Genomic DNA, 16,765 nt, shown 5'->3' on the forward strand with positions numbered 1-16,765 from the left:
TTTGAACCCGATCGCTGTCTACCTCATTCCTCTTTGGAGAACGTCATGAAAGCCCTCAAGCTCCTCGCCCTTGCTGCTCTTGCCGCCGCCCCGGTTCTGTCGTTCGCTCAGTCGAACGAGCCCGTCACCCGTGCGCAGGTGCGCGCCGAACTCGTGCGGCTGCAGAAAGCCGGCTACAACCCGGCCGCCGACGAAACCCAATACCCGCGCAACATCCAGGCCGCGCTGGCGCGCGTGGAAGCCACGCAGGTCGCGCAGCAAGCCGCTTCGTCGTCGTATGGCGGTGTGGCGGACGGTTCGTCCGATGCGTCCGCTCCGCGCAAGCCGCATCACGCCATGAACGGCACGAACGCCGCACGCGCCGCGCAGGACGATATCCCCGGCCTCGGCCCGATCTACGCGCATTCGTAATCCGCCTTTCCCGACCCACCGAACGACCCGATAAGAGAAGAGAGAAAAACGATGGCTTCGATCAAGCAGATTTTCACGTCCGTGGCGCTCCTCGGCGGCCTCTTCGCGCTGCAAGCGGCGCATGCCGCGCCGCCGCAGGACCTGAAAGGCACCAACGTCGTGCTGGTGCACGGCGCGTTCGCCGACGGCTCCAGCTGGAACCGCGTGATTCCGCTACTCGAAGCGCGCGGCCTGCACGTCGTAGCCGTGCAGAACCCGCTCAGCTCGCTCGCCGACGACACGGCCGCGACGAAGCGTGTGATCGAGCAGCAGAAGGGCCCGGTGGTGCTGGTCGGCCACTCGTGGGCGGGCGTCGTGATCAGCGAAGCGGGCAACGACGAGAAGGTGAAGTCGCTCGTATACGTGGCGGCCTTCGCGCCCGACAACGGCCAGTCGATCGCCGATATCACGCAGGGCCAGCCGGACGCGCCCTGGGCGAGCGAACTGCGCAAGGACTCGGCCGGCTACCTGACGCTCTCCGACAAGGCGATTCGCCAGGACTTCGCACCTGACTTGCCGCCCGCGCAGCAACGCATCGTGGCGGCCACCCAGGGCCCGTGGTTCAGCGGCGCGCTCTCGCAGAAGGTCACGCAGGCCGCGTGGCACGACAAGCCTTCGTATTTCGTCGTGACGGCGCGCGACCGCATGATCGACCCCGCGCTGCAGGAATCGATGGCGAAGCATATCGGCGCCAAGGTGACGCGCGTGAACGGCAGCCACGTCTCGATGCTGAGCCAGCCGAAGGCCGTGGCCGACGCGATCATCGACGCGGCGGAACACGCGCAGGACGCCAGGTAACCGGCCCGCAACGGCCGCGCGGTGGAAGCGCTTCCACCTGCGCGGCCGCTCGCCTGCCGCCGACATCGCACCCGAGGAGCACCTGAATGCAACGCTGGGTACAGGGACTGATAATCTGCACACTTCCGTCATCGTCCGGAAGGCCCGCCGTGCGCCCATTCAGTGCCCTCATCATGCTCGTCGGCGTCCTGCTCGCATCGGCAGGCTATGGCGCGACGTTCCTGTTCTCCATGCACGTGCACGCCATCGGCGGGAACGACATCAACACGGGCGTGGCGCTCGCGGGCGCGGCGCTCGGCACCTTCGTGGGCGTCTCGCTCACGGGCTGGGTCGCCCAGCATGTGGGAGCGGCGCGCATGGCCGCGCTCGCGGCGCTCTGCGTGGGCGCAGGCGTGGTGAGCTTCGCGCTCGTCGAGCACGTGAGCAGCTTCGACGTCGTGCCCGGCTTCCTCGTCGGCTTCGGCTGGGGCGCGTTCTGCCTCGCCGCGCCCATGGCGCTTGCCGAGCGCACGAACGACGCCGAGCGCGGCCTGTGGTTCCTGCGCTTCGCCACCATGCAGATGACGGGCATCGGCGGCAGTCCGGCGCTGGCGGGCTTTGCGATCCGCTTCTGGCGCATGCCGCTTGGCGGCGTGCTCTACACGATCGGCGGCCTTTGCGTGCTGGCGGCCGTCCTGCTCGAACTGTTCGGCCGGATCGCGCCGCATGTGCGCTCCAGCACCGCGACGCAAGAACCGGCCTCGCCGGACCCGTGGCTCCTGAAGATGGGCGTCATCGCCCGCACGCGCGCGGTGTATCCCATCGTCATCATCGCGTTGGGCGGCTGCGTGTTCTCGGGCCTCATGACGTTCCAGATGTCGCTCGTGCAAGGCACCGAGGCGAAAGCGACGACCTTCTTCAGCGTCTACACGGTGACGGTCATCGCCACGCGCTGGCTGCTCTCGCGCGTGGTCATCAAGATGCGCTCCGAAACCGCGACGAAAGTGCTGCTCACCATGATGGTGATGGGTAGCGCGGCGATGTTCGTCGTGCCGTTTCACGTGCTGTTTCAATCGGCGGCCGCGGTGCTGCTGGGCACAGGATACGGGCTCGCTTACCCGATCGTCCAGCTCCAGGCCGTTAACGACTCCGTTGCCGCGCACCGCCGCGCCGCGCTCACGTGGTTCGTCGCGGCGTACTTCGTCGGCGCGTTCGGGTTTCCGACCGTCGGCGGCTGGGTGCTGGTGCACGGCGGCCGGGCGGCGCTGCTCGCGCTCATCGCGGCGTGCGGACTCGCGGCGCTCGCGCTGGCCGTTGTGCGCGACCGGCGGCGTGTCGAGACCTTATCGGCCAGCGCCTGAACAGGCCCTGGCCATTCCCATTTTGCTAACGAACCGGAGGGATCGTGACTGAACTATGGCGTTTATCCGCAACTGAACTCGCAAAGCGGGTTCGCGCGCGCGAGGTGTCTGCACGCGAGGCCGCGAAGGCCGCGCTCGATCGTCTCGAAGCCGTCAATCCGCTCATCAACGCGGTGATCGACTACCGGCCCGAATGGGTCTTCGCGCAGGCCGACAAGATCGACGCGGCGATTGCGCGCGGCGAAGACCCGGGGCCGCTCGCGGGCGTGCCCGTCACAACGAAGATCAACATCGACCAGGCGGGCTTCGCCACGACCAACGGCACGCGTTTGCAGAAGGATCTGATCGCGCAGGTGAACAGCCCGGCCGTCGAAAACCTCGTGCGTGCGGGTGCCGTGCTGCTCGGCCGTACCAATTCGCCGACCTTCGCGCTGCGCTGGTTCACGAGCAACCAGGTTCACGGGCATACGAAAAACCCGCGCAACGCGTCGCTCACGCCGGGCGGCTCGAGCGGCGGCGCGGCGGCGGCGGTCACGGCCGGCATCGGGCATATCGCGCTCGGCACCGACATTGGCGGCTCGGTGCGCTACCCGGCCTATGCGTGCGGCGTGCATGGCCTGCGGCCCAGCATCGGGCGGGTGCCGGCGTTCAACGCGTCGTCGCCCGAGCGGCCGATCGGCGCGCAGATGATGTCGGGCGCAGGCCCGATGGCGCGCACGGTCGAGGACCTGCGCGTGGCGCTCGCGGCGCTTGCCGCGCCCGACCTGCGCGACCCCTGGTGGGCGCCGGCGCCGCTCATCGGGCCCGACGTGCCGCGGCGTGCGGCGCTCTGCCTGCGTCCGGGCGGCATGAGCATCACGAAGGAGGTGGAGGACGCTTTGCTCGACGCCGGCCGCCGGCTCGCCGACGCGGGCTGGACGGTCGAGCAGATCGACGACGTGCCGCTCCTGCGTGACGCCGGCGAAGTGCAGGAACGCCTGTGGCTCGGCGACGGGTTCCCGGCGCTCGCCGACGCCGTGGCCCGTGACGGCGACCCGGGCGCACAGGCGGTGGTGGACGGCGTGCGGGCCAAGGTCGAGGCGATGCCCGAGAACGTGGTGGTCCCGTCGCTGGTGCGCCGCACGACGCTCACGCGCGCATGGCGATTGTTCCTTTCGGACTATCCCGTGCTGCTGCTGCCGGTTTCGGGCGAACTGCCGTTCCCCGATAACCTCGACATGCAGGGCGCGGCGGGTTTCCAGCGTGTGTGGGACGCCCAGCTGACCATGCGCGCATTACCCGCGATGGGCTTGCCGGGTCTTGTTGTGTCCACGGGCATGGTGAAGGACGTGCCGGTTGGCGTGCAGATCGTCGCCGGACATTTCCGCGAAGACCTGTGTCTGCTGGCTGGTAAGGCTATCGAGGAACGCGGCGCACCGCCTTCGCCCATCGACCCGGCCAAGTAAACCGGGCGGGCGTTATGCGGGCTTCTTGACCACGGTGTCGTGAGGGGTGAGAGCGTGCCCCTCACGGGTCTGCGGAAACATCGAAAGCAACGGCTTGCCCGTTGCTTTGTCGATCAGCCACGAATGCCGTTCGCCGCGCTCGAACATATGACGCTCGCCCCATTGCTGAAGGGCGACGATAACGGGGAAGAGGCTTTCCCCTTTCTTCGTTAGCACGTACTCCTGATAGGTCGTGCCGTCGGAGGCAGGCCGTGTTTCGAGAATGCCGGCCTCGACGAGATGGCTCAAACGGCCGGATAGAATATTGCGCGCGACACCCAGATTGCGCTGAATGTCACCGAAGCGGTGAATGCCGTCGAAGACATCGCGCAGGATCATCAGCGACCATCGGTCGCCGATCACGTCGACCGAGCGCGCGACGGGGCAGGTCTCTGTCTTCATGGATTTGCGGCTTGCCATGGCGATTCTCTCTCTTGCTAGAACGTATTGACGCGATGCGTGCGCCTCACGTAGTTGCATTTTAAAACCACTCGACATACCATTCAATCAGTTTTGTTTTGAAACTGGATTGAAGATCATGGACGCGGATCCCGTTGCGCTTGCACCGCCGGCCCGCGGCGCTCCCGTGCGGCCACGCGCGCCGATGCCGCGCGGCCTCGTACTGCTGTTCGCCGTGGCCAGCGGCCTGAGCGTCGCCAATGTCTACTATGCGCAGCCCTTGCTGGACGCATTGGCGCGCGATTTCGGCATTACCCGCGCCGCCGTTGGCGGCGTGGTCACGGCGACGCAGGCCGGTTGCGCGCTGGCGTTGCTGCTGCTCGTGCCGTTGGGCGACAGGGTGGAGCGCCGCCGCCTGATGATCGCGCAATTGCTGGCGCTGGCGGGCGTGCTGGGCGTGGTGAGTCTCGCGCGATCCGTAGCGGTGCTGCTGGCCGGCATGCTGGGTGTGGGCATGCTGGGTACGGCCATGACACAGGGGTTGATCGCCTATGCGGCCTCCGCCGCCGCGCCCGACGAGCGCGGGCGCGTGGTGGGCGCAGCGGGCAGCGGAGTGTTCATTGGCCTGCTGCTGGCTCGCGTGTTTTCCGGCGGCGTGAGCGATCTTGCCGGTTGGCGCGGCGTGTACGGCTGTTCCGCCGCCGTCATGCTCGCCCTGGCCGTGCCGCTGTGGCGCCGGCTTCCGAAACTGGCACGCAGCGAGCCAGGTGCAATGAGCTATGGACAACTGATCATCTCGATGTTCGCGTTGCTGCGCTCGGATCGCGTGCTGCAAACGCGCGGCCTGCTAGCTCTGCTGATGTTCGCGACCCTCAATATTTTCTGGAGCGCGCTGGTGCTGCCGTTGAGTGCGCCGCCCTACAATTATTCTCATACGGCGATCGGGGCCTTCGGCATAGCCGGGGCGGCGGGCGCGCTGGCTGCCGCGCGCGCCGGCCAATGGGCCGACCGGGGTTGGGGCCAACGCACCAGTGCCGCCGCGCTGGCGCTCCTGTTGCTGGCGTGGTGGCCGCTCTCGATGCTGGGACACTCGCTATGGATGCTGCTGGTTGGCATCGTGCTGCTCGATCTCGGCGGCCAGGCGCTGCACGTGACCAATCAAAGCCTGATTTTTCGCAGCAACGCGCAACTGCATAGCCGGCTCGTGAGTCTTTACATGCTGTTCTATGCAGTGGGCAGCGGGCTTGGCGCAATCGGCACGACGGCGACGTATGCCGCGGCGGGTTGGCATGGTGTGTCTACGCTGGGCGCGGCCGTGAGTTTGCTGGCGCTCGTGTTCTGGGGCGTCACGGTGCGCAGCATGCGGCGCGCGGCCCCGTGCGCCTGCACATCGAATTGAAGCCTGAATGGAAACTCGGACCGGGAGACATGTATGGATGAACTGAAACTGCTGGCGGATGCCGACGCACGCGGCCTGCGCTACCTCGAAGGAAACGCCACGCGGCGAGTTTTCCCTTCGAACGAAGCTATTGCTGCGCTCAGTGCGTTTGACGAGCCGCTGCCCGCAAGCGGAATACCCGCTGAAGACACGCTGTCTTTGCTCGACCGTATCGGCTCGCCGGCGACGACGGCTTCGAACGGCCCGCGCTATTTCGGCTTCGTGATCGGCGCGGCGCTGCCCGCAGCGGCCGCGGCAGAGCGGCTCATGATGGCGTGGGATCAGTGTGCCTCGACGTTCGATAACTCGCCGGTCGCGGCCACGGTGGAACGCATCGCGGGCCGCTGGGTGCTCGAAGCGCTCGACCTGCCGCGCGAAAGCGCCGTGGGCTTCGGCACCAGCGCGACAGCGTGCACGCTCGGCGCGCTCGCTACCGCTCGCCGCGCGCTGCTTGCACGGCAAGGCTGGGACTTCGACCGCCAGGGGCTGATGGGTGCGCCCGAGATCAAGGTCGTGGTCTCGGAACTCGCTCACATCACGGTGAAGAAGGCGCTGCGCATCCTCGGCTTCGGGCTGGATCGCATCGTCTACGCAGCCGTCGACGCTCATGGCGGCGTGGATGTGGCGAAACTCCCGCCGCTCGACGACCGCACGATCCTGTGCCTGCAGGCCGGCGAGGTGAATACCGGCGAATTCGACCCCTTTGCGCCGATCATCGCGCGTGCGAGGGAGGCCGGCGCTTGGGTGCATGTCGATGGCGCATTCGGCCTGTGGGCGCGCACGTCGTCGTTGGCTGCGCTGACCGAGGGCATCGAAGGGGCCGATAGCTGGACGACGGATGCGCACAAGTGGCTGAACACGCCGTACGACTGCGCCATGGTTATTTGCCGCGATGCAAAGGCGCTGGCCGAGGCGATGAACAGCGACGCGGCCTACTTGTCCGCGAGCGCCGACGCGCAAAAGAACCTCACGCTGGAATTCTCGCGCCGCGCGCGCGGTATTCCCGTGTGGGCGGCGCTACGCACGCTGGGCCGCGGCGGTGTCGCGGCCATGGTCGAGCGCCATCACGCGCAGGCGCAGCGCATCGGCGCGGAACTCGAGCGCCTGGGCTACGAGGTGCTCAACCGGGTCGTGCTGAATCAGGTGCTGTTCCGCTGCGAAACGGATGCGCAGACGCAGGCGCTGCGCAGTGCCGTGCAGGCCTCCGGCGAAACGTGGTTCGGCGGCACGATCTGGCAAGGGCGGCCCGCGTTGCGGATCAGCGTGTCGTCGTGGCGCACGCGGGATGAAGACATCGAAGCGCTCGTGCAACTGCTGGCATCGCTGCGCGCCAGTTTGCGTGCGCCTTAAGCGCCGGCGGTTACGTTGCGCGCGCAGCGAAGAAGGCAGCAAGGCCGCGGACGGCCCAAGTCCGCGGCTTCAGCGCAGCAGCGCGAAACTCAACGCGATACCGGCCGCGTAAGTGCCGAGCGCGCCGAGAAATCGGGCGGGATTGGGTTTCGCCATCGAGGGAAACGCGATCAGCCCGACGACGAGAAGACACCGGCAGACGGTCGCAGTCACGATCAGCGCAAGCGTTGCAGGCGAGGGCGAGCGTGCGCCCAGATAGAGAAAAAGCACGGCCAGGAAGGGCACATATTCGGCAGTGTTCGCATGCGCGCGCACGAACTTGTGCAGCAGGCTAGCCGGGTCCGGCGCGCAACCCGAGAGCGTGCCTTCGCGAAAGCGAAGCATCGAAATGGACACGCCCAGGCCAAACAGCAAAAGACCCAGCACGGCCACGCAGGCCAGCGCAATTCTGTCCATTTGAGGCTCCTTGGCGAAAGAAGGCGATGCGATTATTTGCGGCGCGTTAGCCGACTTCCACGCGGTTGCGTCCGCTTTCCTTGGCCCGATACAGCGCCACGTCCGCGCGTTTGACGATCGCGGCGACATCATGCTCGCCCGGCAGGCGCTCGGTTACGCCAATGCTCACCGTAAACGGCACCGGTTTGCCCAGTCGCCACTTATGCTCGAAATCCTGCTGCTCGATGGTTTCGCGCAACTCTTCGGCCACCGCCGTTGCCTGTTCGATATCGAACTCAGGCAGTGCGGCGATGAATTCTTCGCCGCCCCAGCGAGCGAACACGCCTATGCGCCGGTCGGCGTTCATTACGACCTTGGCCAGCACGCGCAGCACTTCGTCGCCGATGTCGTGCCCGTAGGTGTCGTTGATCTTCTTGAAGTAATCGATATCGAGAATGAAGACGGAAAGCGCTTTGTCCGCTTCCAGAATCGTTTCGACGGTGTCGGCGAATTCACGGCGGTTCGGCAGGCCGGTCAGCTCGTCGGTCACGGCCTGTTTCTGGAGCAGGTCCATCAATTGAACGCGGTCGGCAATATCGCGAATCACGGCAGTGAATTCGATCAGCCCGCCCACAATGATTTTCGAAATGGCGATTTCAACGGGCAATAGCGACCCATCCCGATGCAGCCCATACACGCGGTTCCGCTCGTCCATCTGCCGGGAGCGCACGGGCGAGCGCGCGAACTGGTGCACGTATTGCGAATGATTGCCGCGGTAGCGCTCGGGCAGAAGATCCGTAATGGGTTGGCCGAGCATTTCCTCGGCGGAGTATCCGAACAGGTTTTCGGCGGCGCGGTTGAATAGCGTGATGCAATGCTGCTGGTCGATCGTGATGATGGCGTCGTAGGCTGCATCGACGACTGAACGAAAGCGCGACGTGCTGACTTCCAGTTCGTGCGTCAGCAACATCTTCGTGGTGATCTCGAGGCCCGTCACCATGATTTCGAGCACGGAGACACCGCTTTCGGCGTGGCGTATCGGCTTCAATGACAGGCGCCACCAGTGTGTTCCGTCCCTCAGGTCGTACGCTTGCTCGAGTTCGCGGGCAACGCCGGATTCAAAGCACTGGGTCAGTTTCTGGCGGAATTCGGTTCGTGCGTAGTTGGGAATGAGCGAATCGAATGGTGCCGGGAATGTCTTGATCGCACTGCGCCTGCCGCCCGTCATGCGCATGAAATGATCGTTGCAGGCCGAAACCATGAATTGGCCCCGCTCGTCGCGCCCGATCATGGCTACGCTCGCAGCAATTTCGTCGACGAAATCGCGAATCATGTCCGACCAGTCAGCCATCGAGCCTCCGTTGCCAGCTTGCTCAATACACTGACGATATAGTAGCCCGCATTGCGCGGCGCGGCGGCGCAATGTGTCCCACGGACGTTTTCGAACGTGCCGGTTCGCGCGCGTTCGCGCAGGCCCAATCTGGCGCCACTTACACGTGTGCAACCCTACCGCGCCGCGACGATCCCTCCGTGCAGTTCCACATGCAGCACGACGAGCCACCGCGAAGGGCAGGTGCTCGATACGCGCACTGCGCGGCCAGGGCGTATCGCGGCCGGGTGCACGAAGCCCGACTCACTCGCGCGCGACCACGCATGCCTTGCGTCGGATCGTATCCAGACGGCGAGCAGCGTGCAGCACATGAAGCAGAAGAACGCCGTGAGTCCCAGCGCGAAATCGGGGTGATTCGAAAACGCGAAAAATGCGAACGCCGAAGTCAGAATGGGACAGATCAGCAGAATCAACGCGCACACGCGCAGCAGCGCGCGCTTTTGCGGACTAATGGCGTGTGCGGCATTCAATGTGCGCCGAGGCGGCGAAGAGAGGTTGCGCATGCGATGGGACCGATGCGCTGTTAATGCAACAAGGTCACGGGCACGCTGCACAGCCGCCTGAGCCTTGCGAGCATCATCCATTTGCGCAGAAAGCCGAGATGGCTTGCGTCCACGAGAACGATATCCGCGCCGCCACATTCCACGCATGCTGCGATGCTGCGCTCCGCGGGGCCTGGCGCATGCCGCAGCCGGTACGGTACGCCTGCGTCCTTGAGAATCGCGCAAGTGGCGTCGAGCATGTCGCGGCCGTGCCGTTGCCAGCGCTTGCGGGCGCCGTTGCTCGCCGCGGTGCGCTGTATCGTCTCCACGACCTCGACTTCCACCATGCCGCGTTCGGCGAAAAGGAACGCGCTGTGGCGTGCGGCTTCGGCTGCGCCGTGCCGGTCAATGACGGGAATGAGGAGTTTCAACACAGAATGACCTGAGAGATTGCGGATCAGCACGATCGTAGCGAACGGCGCGTAAATAAGCCGTAAAAGATTGGCTGCGGACGCGTAAAAGCGGCGTGTGTTTACGGCATTTTTGCTTGTGCGGGAAAGAACACCCCGCCTACACTGGCGCGTCGAATCCGCCCGGGTCATTGCCATGTTTTGGCACCCGCCGTTCAATCCTACGTTTCTCCGTTGATCATGCCGATGCGCTTTCGAGGCTGGTTGAAGCTCGCGCTTCTCACGTTTTCCGTGGACCAGATACTGACCGCCGTGTTCGGCTACGTTACCCAACAAATCGATCCTGGCATTTCGGACGTCGAGACGGTGATCTTCAGTTGCATTACGTGCCTGCTCGTCAGCAACTGGCTCGTGACCGATGCGCGCGCCGCGTGGGCCGCGGCCAAGAAGCAGGGATTTATCGGACCGGCGCGAAGCGGTGGAAGTGCGCAAGAAGCGCCACTCGAAATTGCCAACGCGTGCCCGCGACGCTGGCTCGTCGTGCTGCATCTCGAGTTGAATCCGCAGCTCGCACAAAGCATGTGAAATTTAGACACAACGCACCGCTATTTTTAACACCGGTTTTACGCGTTCGGGAATACGCTGAAGTTGTGTTCACAACCTGCGAATAGCAATTCAAATCTCATGGCTTGCGCAAATCCTATCCCCCGGTACGAGATCGTGGCGCCGGCTCCGCGCCCGCGTGCAAAGGTCGTTCCGTTGCGGGCCCCGCGTGCCTGGCTCGAAGTCATGCTGAACGCGAATACTGAAGAAGCCGCGCGGGCGCATCTCGCGGCGCTGTTGCATTCCCCGCTCGGCGTCTACGTCGCGCAAACTGCCTTCGTGCGCGGCGCCATGCGCGTGCTGCTCGATATCGCGCCCGAAGACATCGACTTCACGATGCATACGCTCATAGGCAGCGTGCCGGAAGCCACGATCGGCGCGTTGCGCCCGCGCACCGGCAACAAGGGGGCCTGATATGTTCGAGGGAATCTGGTTGCCCATCGTGACGCCGTTGCGCGATGGCGAAGTGGATGTCGAGGCGTTGGAACTCCTGACCGACAAATACGCGAGTGACGGCATTGCCGGCATTGTCGCGCTCAGCACGACCGGCGAGGCGGCGCTCCTGAACGACGTGGAGCGCGTGACCGTGCTGCAGGCCATCACGCAGGTCGCGGCGGGGCGCGTGCCCGTGATCGCGGGCCTGGGCGGCAGCGATACGCGTGCGTTCGTGCAGGATCTGCGCACGCTGGAAAGATGGGACGTGGCGGGCTTTCTCGTTCCCGCGCCCTCGTATGTCTGCCCGGACCAGGCGGGGCTCGCATGGCACTTTGGGCAGATCGCGCGTGCCACGTCGAAGCCGTTGGTGCTTTACGACGTGCCGCATCGCACGGGCGTGCCGATCGAAGTCGAAACGGTGCGCGAACTGGCGGAATTCGACAATATCGTGGCCATCAAGGCTTGTGCGAGCGAGCGCTTCAAGGCGCTGGGGGAACTGCCCATCTCGCTGCTTTGCGGCACGGACGAAGCGTTTCTGGAGTGTCTCGAAGCAGGTGGCGCGGGCGGCATACTCGCAAGCGCACACATTTGCCCGGACTTGCTGCGCGATGTGCACGCGCTCGTGAAGGCGGGCTACGGCGAGGCGGCGGCCCGGCTTTTCGCGCGCTTCAAGGGCGTGCTGCGCCTGTTGTTCGCGGCGCCGAACCCAAGCGCGATCAAGGCCATGCTGGCGCTCGACGGCATGCTGTCGCCCGAAACGCGTATGCCGATCCGGCCGGCTTCGCCCGCGCTCGTCACGCAACTCGAATTCGCCCGCGCCGTGCTCGACGAGCTGCGCGCCGTCGCGCCTTCGCCCTGATTTCGTTTCGCGCCCGCGCCCGCGCGGATTTTTTTCCGCGTTTTCGAACTTTCATCTTGTCGCGCTACTATCCCCCTACCGTGTCATGGGGAAACCGCGAAGATGAAGTACGAGAACGCCTTGCAGCGAGCGATCAAGGAGCGCCTCGAGCGCGCCATGGAGCTGGCCGAACTATTCGGTCTGTTGATCATCGGCATTGGCACCGTGGCCGCCATGGGCGCGCTGATATGGCACATGGTGCATTCGGACGGCGTGACGCTGACCGACCTGCTGCTGATGTTTCTCTACCTCGAGATCTTCGCCATGGTCGGGCAGTATCTCAAGGCTGGACAGCTGCCCGTTCGCTTCCCGCTCTATATCGCCATGGTGTCGATCGCGCGGGACCTGATCCTGCGCGCGGGCGCGAACACGGAGCTGCATTTGCTGGCGTCTGCGGGCGCGATCGTGCTGATCGCGCTAGGCGTGCTGATCATCCGCTTCGGGCAGGCTAAATATCCCAGCAACACCGATGAGCGGCGCGTGGAAGAGGCGAAGTAGGCCGGTCGTGCCGCTGTGGCGCGGCTACCGCTGCTGCATTAGCGCGCGCAAACCGGCCCGAGCCGTGCCGCAATGGTGCGGCACGCGGCGAGCAGGGGTTCGATGTAGCTGCGCTGCGCGTCCGCCTGGCGCCGAAACATCGGCATGCTGACGCTCACGCAGCCCACGGCGCGGCCATCGGCGCCGAGAATCGCCGCGCCGTAACACCAGATCGATTGCTCGTTTTCTTCGCGGTCTTCCGCGTAACCGCGTTGCGCCGTGAGTTCGATCTCGTCGCGGATCGCGCCGAGATCGGTCATCGTGTGCTCCGTGAAGCGCACGCGCGGGGCCTGCGCGAGCATTGGCTCGCGCTCGGCCGGCGTCAGCGTGGCGAGCCAGGCCTTGCCGACCGAACTCGACGTGAGCGCCACGCGCGTGCCGATACGCGAAGCCATGCGCACGGCGTGCGGACTCTCGAGCTTTTCGATGTACACCATCGCGCCGTCGCTGGGCACGGCGAGGTGCACCGTTTCCGAGGTGGTGTTGCGTAGTTCCATGAGCGCGTCGACGGCGGCGATGCGCAGGTCGGAACGCTCCCAGCTGCGGCTCGCGAGATTCACGAGACGCGGCCCGAGCGCGAACGTATTGCCGCCGCCCACCGCCGCGACGAGCCCTTCGGCCTGCAGCGCGGCGACGATGCGATGCACGGTCGGGCGCGGATAGCCGCTCGCGGCCACGAGCTTTGCGATGTTCGGCGGTGTGCTGGCGTCGGCAATGAGCTGAAGCACGGCGATGAACTTCGAAAAGGCGGCCGTACCGGCAACGCCCTTGGCGTCGCCGGATTGGGAGGAGGCGGGGGAATCAGTGGTCGACATCGGAAAGCTTGCGGGCACCATGTGTGGCGCCATTATGCCCGCAATTCCAGGGGATCAGGCGCACAGATAGCCGCCGTCCACGGGCACGATCGCGCCCGTCATGAACGAAGCGGCGGGCGAGCAGAGAAACGCGGCCACGTTCGCGACTTCTTCGGGCTGACCCCAGCGCTTCATCGGCGTGCGCTCGAGTATGCCCTGCGAGCGGCCGCCGTCGTCCTGCAGCGCCTGCGTGAGGGGCGTCGCGATCCAGCCGGGCGCAAGCGCATTCACGCGGATATTGTCGGGCGCATAGGCAATGGCGAGCGAGCGCGTGAGCTGCGCCACGCCGCCCTTGCTGGCGCTGTAGGCAGGCACGAGGCCGCCGCCGAAAAAGCTCAGCATCGAAGCCGTGTTCACGATGCAGCCCGAAGACGCCTTGAGCAGCTCGCGCGCGCTCGAACACACGCGCATGGTCCCGTTGAGATTGATGTCGAGCACGCGCTCGAACGCTTCGATCTGGTGCTCGTCGCCACGGCTGATCACGCCCGCGCAGTTCACGACGATATCGAGCCGCTCGAAGCCACTAACCAGTCGCGTCACGTCTTCGCTCGAACGCACGTCGAGCGAGGCGCGCTGCACGCCGCTAACGAGTGCGTCCGGCGTGCCGGCGGGAGGCGGCAGGCCGGCAGCCGTGGTGCGCGCGCCGAGTTGCGCGAGCCGGTTGGCGATGGCCGCGCCGATGCCCGAGTGGCCGCCCGTCACGAGCGCGACCTTGCCCGCGAGAAAATTGTCCTTGAATGTCATGATGCGTAGTGCGAATGAATGGATAAATCAAGTGGGTTGAGTCGCTGCCGCCCGGCGCTCGCTTTCAGGCACGACTTCCCTGACGACGAAGAGATAGACGAACGCGGCGGCGAAGGCCACCGCTGCGCTGATGAGCAGGGCGTTCACGAACGAATGCGTCTGGTCGACCACGATGCCGGTGATGACCGGCGCAAACGAGCCGCCGAAATAGCCGCCGAAGTTCTGCATGCTGCCAAGCGACGCCACGAGATGGCGGGGGGCCGCCACGCTCACGAGCGCCCAGGCCGCGCCGCTCGACATGTTGACGAAGAACATCGCAACCGAAACATAGGTAATGGCGAGCGCCGTGCTCGGCGTGTAGGCAGCGGGCACGGTAAAGGCCGCCGCGCCGATCAGCCCGACGCACAGCGGCCACTTGCGGCTGCGGATGGGCGCCATGCCGCGCTTGAGCAGGTAATCGGAAATAAAGCCGCTGCTGGCCATGCCGATCGTGCCGAACACATAGGGAATGGCGACGAGCCAGCCCGTATGCGCGATGGAGATATGGCGCTCCTTCTCCAGATAGCCGGGCAGCCAGGTGAGATAGAGCCAGACCATGTAGATCACGCCCATGAAGCCGAAGATCATGCCCCACGTGTTGCGCTGCTTGAGCAGCATGCCCCACTCTGCGAAGCTCAGCGCGCTCTTTTTCGGTGCTTCGGTCGCGCCGTCTTCGAGCCATGCCGTTTCTTCAGTCGTCAACGTGACCTGATCGCGGTTGCGATAGACCACATACCAGCCGACCGAGACGAGCACACCCAACACGCCCATGATGATGAACATCGGACGCCAGCCGAATGAGAGCATCAGCACGGTGAGCAGCGGCGGCGCGATCATCGGCGCAATGGTCGAGGAGGAGACGAACGTGCCGGTTGGCGCGCCGCGTTCGCGCACGGCGAACCACTCATGAATCACCTTGGCGCCCGCCGGAAAGAGCGGCGCTTCGGCGATGCCCAGCACCACGCGCGCCGCCAGAAAATGATTGAGTGTCTGAATGAATCCGCCCGTGACCTGCGCAAGCGACCACACCAGCATGCCGAGCCCGAGCATCACGCGCGAGCCGAAGCGGTCGAGCATCGCGCCCACCGGCAATTGCGCAAACGCATAGGCGAGCGAGAACGCCGAAAGCAGCAAGCCCATTTGCGAGGCGTTCAGATGCAGTTCCTCCGCCACCGAATGATTGGCGATGGAAAGCGTGCTGCGGTCCAGATAGTTCACGATGCCCGCTATCGTCAGAAAGGCGATGGCTATCGTCTGTGTGCGTTTGAGCCGTTGCGATTTTTTGATCATGGGTCGTCTCCTTTTGGCTGTTATCGTGTGGGTGTCTTTGGGCGCGTCGTGTATCAGTACGTGGCGCGGCCGCCGGAAAGATCGAATATTGCGCCGGTGCTGAACGTACAGGAATCCGAACAAAGCCATAGCGCAAGGTCGGCCACTTCGTCCACGGTGCCGAGCCGCCCGAGCGGGCTCTTGTCGATCATCGTCTGAACGTGGGCGGGTGACATCTGCGCGAGCAGCGGCGTTTCTACGGCAGCGGGCGCAATGCTGTTGACGAGAATGCCCGTTTGCGCGAGTTCCTTGCCAAGCGATTTGGTGAGTGCGATCACACCCGCTTTCGCCGCGCTGTAGGCGGACGCGTTTGGCGTGCCCTCCTTGCCCGCGAGCGAGGCCACGTTGACGATGCGCCCCGACCCCGCGCGGCGCATGGCGGGCACCACGAAGCGGCAAACGTGATAGGTACCCACCAGATTGACGTCGACGATGCGTTGCCATTCGGCGGGATCGTACGCGTCGAGCGGCACGGTCGAACCGGCGAAACCCGCGTTGTTCACGAGGTAGTCGATGCGCCCGAATTCGGCGAGCGTCGCTGCCAGCGCCGCTTCGATCGTCTCCGGCCGCGTGACGTCGGCTTCGAAGTGACGAGGCGCGTCTTGCGTATCCAGCGGGCCGGGCACGCGGTCCCAGTTGACCGTGCGTGCCCCGCCACGCGCGAACGCATTGCAGATCGCGCGGCCGATGCCACCTGCTGCGCCGGTCACGACGGCCACACGCCCCGCGAAATCGTACTGGGCGCGGGTCATCGGATGAACTGGTCCACGTAATCCTCGCCAAGACCCACCGCCGCGTAATGCTTGCGGCACATGTCGATCTTCGTGAACACGTCCTCATAGCCCGTGTAGTTGCCCCACGGATCGCAGTAGAACATCACGCCGTTGACCTGGAAGTAGGTGATCATTTCTTCGACGTCTTCCGGTACGTAAAGCGTGTGCGTCTCGCCGGGCGGCTCGAACACGTAGCTGCCTTCGGTCGCTTCCCAGTCGTGCTCCAGATAGCGCCAGCGGCCCTTGAGCACCATGCCGTGAACGGCCTGCGGGTGCCGGTGCCTGCTCAGGACACCTGATTTACGCACGCGCAGCAAATTCATCCAGTAGCCCTGCGCCGTGTTCAGGCACAGCGGGCGGAACCACACGTTCTCGGCCTGAGGCACCCACACGCGCTCGTCGGTGGGAATGGCGTGGGGAATGACGATTTCCTGCTGCGCTTCCTTGGGGAACGGAAGCTGATACGGCGTCATGGGGGAATAGGTCTTGTCCGTCATCAGTTGCTCTCAATATGTCCATAATATGGACGTTAAGTCCACGATATGGTTCATTGTGCGGGAGGGATTTGATTTCGGTC

The 16,765-nt window shown here is 65.1% G+C and carries 20 protein-coding genes; 10 read left to right on the forward strand and 10 right to left on the reverse strand.

Annotated elements, in window-relative coordinates; all coding sequences use genetic code 11:
* Positions 1 to 45 precede the first annotated feature (45 nt).
* From E1N52_RS06120 to E1N52_RS06135, 4 genes are all read left to right on the forward strand, one after another.
* The gene (locus E1N52_RS06120; RefSeq protein WP_133181116.1) at positions 46 to 411 is read left to right on the forward strand and encodes a DUF4148 domain-containing protein; all 366 of its coding nucleotides are present in this window, start codon (positions 46 to 48) and stop codon (positions 409 to 411) included.
* 51 nt (positions 412 to 462) lie between these two features.
* A complete protein-coding gene (locus E1N52_RS06125; protein WP_133181118.1) occupies positions 463 to 1,248 on the forward strand; it encodes an alpha/beta fold hydrolase in 786 nt (261 codons plus the stop codon).
* 149 nt (positions 1,249 to 1,397) lie between these two features.
* Positions 1,398 to 2,588 carry an MFS transporter gene (locus tag E1N52_RS06130; RefSeq protein WP_133181120.1) on the forward strand — a complete coding sequence of 397 codons (1,191 nt, stop codon included), beginning with the start codon at positions 1,398 to 1,400 and terminating at the stop codon, positions 2,586 to 2,588.
* Positions 2,589 to 2,632: 44 nt separating this feature from the next.
* Positions 2,633 to 4,033: an amidase family protein gene (locus E1N52_RS06135; protein WP_133181122.1), complete on the forward strand. Its 1,401-nt coding sequence runs from the start codon at positions 2,633 to 2,635 to the stop codon at positions 4,031 to 4,033.
* A gap of 12 nt (positions 4,034 to 4,045) precedes the next feature.
* Here E1N52_RS06135 and E1N52_RS06140 read toward each other — a convergent pair whose 3' ends face one another.
* Entirely contained in the window at positions 4,046 to 4,492 is a 447-nt protein-coding gene (locus tag E1N52_RS06140; protein ID WP_133181235.1) for a winged helix-turn-helix transcriptional regulator, read from the reverse strand.
* 118 nt (positions 4,493 to 4,610) lie between these two features.
* Here E1N52_RS06140 and E1N52_RS06145 point away from each other — a divergent pair, with 118 nt between their 5' ends.
* Together E1N52_RS06145 and E1N52_RS06150 are read left to right on the forward strand one after the other, a co-directional pair.
* The gene (locus tag E1N52_RS06145; RefSeq protein WP_133181124.1) at positions 4,611 to 5,870 is read left to right on the forward strand and encodes an MFS transporter; all 1,260 of its coding nucleotides are present in this window, start codon (positions 4,611 to 4,613) and stop codon (positions 5,868 to 5,870) included.
* Between the two features lie 33 nt (positions 5,871 to 5,903).
* Positions 5,904 to 7,259 (forward strand): pyridoxal phosphate-dependent decarboxylase family protein, encoded by a 1,356-nt coding sequence (locus E1N52_RS06150; protein WP_133181126.1) that lies wholly within the window; start codon positions 5,904 to 5,906, stop codon positions 7,257 to 7,259.
* A 69-nt stretch (positions 7,260 to 7,328) separates the two neighbouring features.
* Here the strand turns inward: E1N52_RS06150 and E1N52_RS06155 are convergent, their stop codons facing one another.
* The 4 genes from E1N52_RS06155 to E1N52_RS06170 all read right to left on the reverse strand — a co-directional run bounded on the left by E1N52_RS06155 (position 7,329) and on the right by E1N52_RS06170 (position 10,000).
* Positions 7,329 to 7,715: an MAPEG family protein gene (locus E1N52_RS06155; protein WP_133181128.1), complete on the reverse strand. Its 387-nt coding sequence runs from the start codon at positions 7,713 to 7,715 to the stop codon at positions 7,329 to 7,331.
* A 46-nt stretch (positions 7,716 to 7,761) separates the two neighbouring features.
* The gene (locus E1N52_RS06160) at positions 7,762 to 9,045 is read right to left on the reverse strand and encodes a sensor domain-containing diguanylate cyclase (RefSeq protein ID WP_133181130.1); all 1,284 of its coding nucleotides are present in this window, start codon (positions 9,043 to 9,045) and stop codon (positions 7,762 to 7,764) included.
* A gap of 155 nt (positions 9,046 to 9,200) precedes the next feature.
* The gene (locus E1N52_RS06165) at positions 9,201 to 9,587 is read right to left on the reverse strand and encodes a hypothetical protein (protein WP_246088971.1); all 387 of its coding nucleotides are present in this window, start codon (positions 9,585 to 9,587) and stop codon (positions 9,201 to 9,203) included.
* Positions 9,588 to 9,607: 20 nt separating this feature from the next.
* Complete coding sequence (locus tag E1N52_RS06170) at positions 9,608 to 10,000, reverse strand: universal stress protein (protein ID WP_133181131.1); 393 nt, start codon at positions 9,998 to 10,000, stop codon at positions 9,608 to 9,610.
* Between the two features lie 240 nt (positions 10,001 to 10,240).
* Here E1N52_RS06170 and E1N52_RS06175 point away from each other — a divergent pair, with 240 nt between their 5' ends.
* The 4 genes from E1N52_RS06175 (at position 10,241) to E1N52_RS06190 (ending at position 12,410) form a co-directional block, all read left to right on the forward strand.
* The gene (locus E1N52_RS06175; protein ID WP_246088972.1) at positions 10,241 to 10,561 is read left to right on the forward strand and encodes a hypothetical protein; all 321 of its coding nucleotides are present in this window, start codon (positions 10,241 to 10,243) and stop codon (positions 10,559 to 10,561) included.
* Between the two features lie 204 nt (positions 10,562 to 10,765).
* Positions 10,766 to 10,993: a hypothetical protein gene (locus E1N52_RS06180; protein WP_246088973.1), complete on the forward strand. Its 228-nt coding sequence runs from the start codon at positions 10,766 to 10,768 to the stop codon at positions 10,991 to 10,993.
* Position 10,994: 1 nt separating this feature from the next.
* Positions 10,995 to 11,873 carry a 4-hydroxy-tetrahydrodipicolinate synthase family protein gene (locus tag E1N52_RS06185; protein ID WP_133181135.1) on the forward strand — a complete coding sequence of 293 codons (879 nt, stop codon included), beginning with the start codon at positions 10,995 to 10,997 and terminating at the stop codon, positions 11,871 to 11,873.
* Between the two features lie 102 nt (positions 11,874 to 11,975).
* Positions 11,976 to 12,410: a phosphate-starvation-inducible protein PsiE gene (locus E1N52_RS06190; protein WP_069262357.1), complete on the forward strand. Its 435-nt coding sequence runs from the start codon at positions 11,976 to 11,978 to the stop codon at positions 12,408 to 12,410.
* A 38-nt stretch (positions 12,411 to 12,448) separates the two neighbouring features.
* On the opposite strand, the gene E1N52_RS06195 is transcribed toward E1N52_RS06190, so the two are convergent.
* The 5 genes from E1N52_RS06195 to E1N52_RS06215 are packed head-to-tail and all read right to left on the reverse strand — an operon-like array spanning position 12,449 to position 16,685.
* Entirely contained in the window at positions 12,449 to 13,264 is an 816-nt protein-coding gene (locus tag E1N52_RS06195) for an IclR family transcriptional regulator (RefSeq protein ID WP_133181137.1), read from the reverse strand.
* A 54-nt stretch (positions 13,265 to 13,318) separates the two neighbouring features.
* A complete protein-coding gene (locus E1N52_RS06200) occupies positions 13,319 to 14,047 on the reverse strand; it encodes an SDR family NAD(P)-dependent oxidoreductase (protein WP_133181139.1) in 729 nt (242 codons plus the stop codon).
* A 27-nt stretch (positions 14,048 to 14,074) separates the two neighbouring features.
* Positions 14,075 to 15,376, reverse strand: coding sequence for an MFS transporter (locus E1N52_RS06205; RefSeq protein WP_133181141.1), 1,302 nt, complete (start codon positions 15,374 to 15,376; stop codon positions 14,075 to 14,077).
* Between the two features lie 53 nt (positions 15,377 to 15,429).
* Positions 15,430 to 16,167: an SDR family NAD(P)-dependent oxidoreductase gene (locus E1N52_RS06210; protein WP_133181143.1), complete on the reverse strand. Its 738-nt coding sequence runs from the start codon at positions 16,165 to 16,167 to the stop codon at positions 15,430 to 15,432.
* Complete coding sequence (locus E1N52_RS06215) at positions 16,164 to 16,685, reverse strand: 2,4'-dihydroxyacetophenone dioxygenase family protein (RefSeq protein ID WP_133181145.1); 522 nt, start codon at positions 16,683 to 16,685, stop codon at positions 16,164 to 16,166. The genes E1N52_RS06210 and E1N52_RS06215 overlap by 4 nt, the downstream gene beginning before the upstream one ends.
* Positions 16,686 to 16,765: the final 80 nt, after the last annotated feature.

The organism is Paraburkholderia guartelaensis, assembly GCF_004353905.1.
GTDB lineage: Bacteria > Pseudomonadota > Gammaproteobacteria > Burkholderiales > Burkholderiaceae > Paraburkholderia > Paraburkholderia guartelaensis.

Bases quoted from the DNA above. Each gene is read 5' to 3' on its own strand.
- E1N52_RS06190 (WP_069262357.1), top strand. From the start codon at position 11,976: ATGAAGTACGAGAACGCCTTGCAGCGAGCGATCAAGGAGCGCCTCGAG.
- E1N52_RS06150 (WP_133181126.1), top strand. From the start codon at position 5,904: ATGGATGAACTGAAACTGCTGGCGGATGCCGACGCACGCGGCCTGCGC.
- E1N52_RS06155 (WP_133181128.1), bottom strand. From the start codon at position 7,715: ATGGACAGAATTGCGCTGGCCTGCGTGGCCGTGCTGGGTCTTTTGCTG.
- E1N52_RS06120 (WP_133181116.1), top strand. From the start codon at position 46: ATGAAAGCCCTCAAGCTCCTCGCCCTTGCTGCTCTTGCCGCCGCCCCG.
- E1N52_RS06210 (WP_133181143.1), bottom strand. From the start codon at position 16,167: ATGACCCGCGCCCAGTACGATTTCGCGGGGCGTGTGGCCGTCGTGACC.
- E1N52_RS06200 (WP_133181139.1), bottom strand. From the start codon at position 14,047: ATGACATTCAAGGACAATTTTCTCGCGGGCAAGGTCGCGCTCGTGACG.
- E1N52_RS06145 (WP_133181124.1), top strand. From the start codon at position 4,611: ATGGACGCGGATCCCGTTGCGCTTGCACCGCCGGCCCGCGGCGCTCCC.
- E1N52_RS06165 (WP_246088971.1), bottom strand. From the start codon at position 9,587: ATGCGCAACCTCTCTTCGCCGCCTCGGCGCACATTGAATGCCGCACAC.
- E1N52_RS06160 (WP_133181130.1), bottom strand. From the start codon at position 9,045: ATGGCTGACTGGTCGGACATGATTCGCGATTTCGTCGACGAAATTGCT.
- E1N52_RS06185 (WP_133181135.1), top strand. From the start codon at position 10,995: ATGTTCGAGGGAATCTGGTTGCCCATCGTGACGCCGTTGCGCGATGGC.
- E1N52_RS06205 (WP_133181141.1), bottom strand. From the start codon at position 15,376: ATGATCAAAAAATCGCAACGGCTCAAACGCACACAGACGATAGCCATC.
- E1N52_RS06180 (WP_246088973.1), top strand. From the start codon at position 10,766: ATGCTGAACGCGAATACTGAAGAAGCCGCGCGGGCGCATCTCGCGGCG.
- E1N52_RS06195 (WP_133181137.1), bottom strand. From the start codon at position 13,264: ATGTCGACCACTGATTCCCCCGCCTCCTCCCAATCCGGCGACGCCAAG.
- E1N52_RS06215 (WP_133181145.1), bottom strand. From the start codon at position 16,685: ATGACGGACAAGACCTATTCCCCCATGACGCCGTATCAGCTTCCGTTC.
- E1N52_RS06140 (WP_133181235.1), bottom strand. From the start codon at position 4,492: ATGGCAAGCCGCAAATCCATGAAGACAGAGACCTGCCCCGTCGCGCGC.
- E1N52_RS06125 (WP_133181118.1), top strand. From the start codon at position 463: ATGGCTTCGATCAAGCAGATTTTCACGTCCGTGGCGCTCCTCGGCGGC.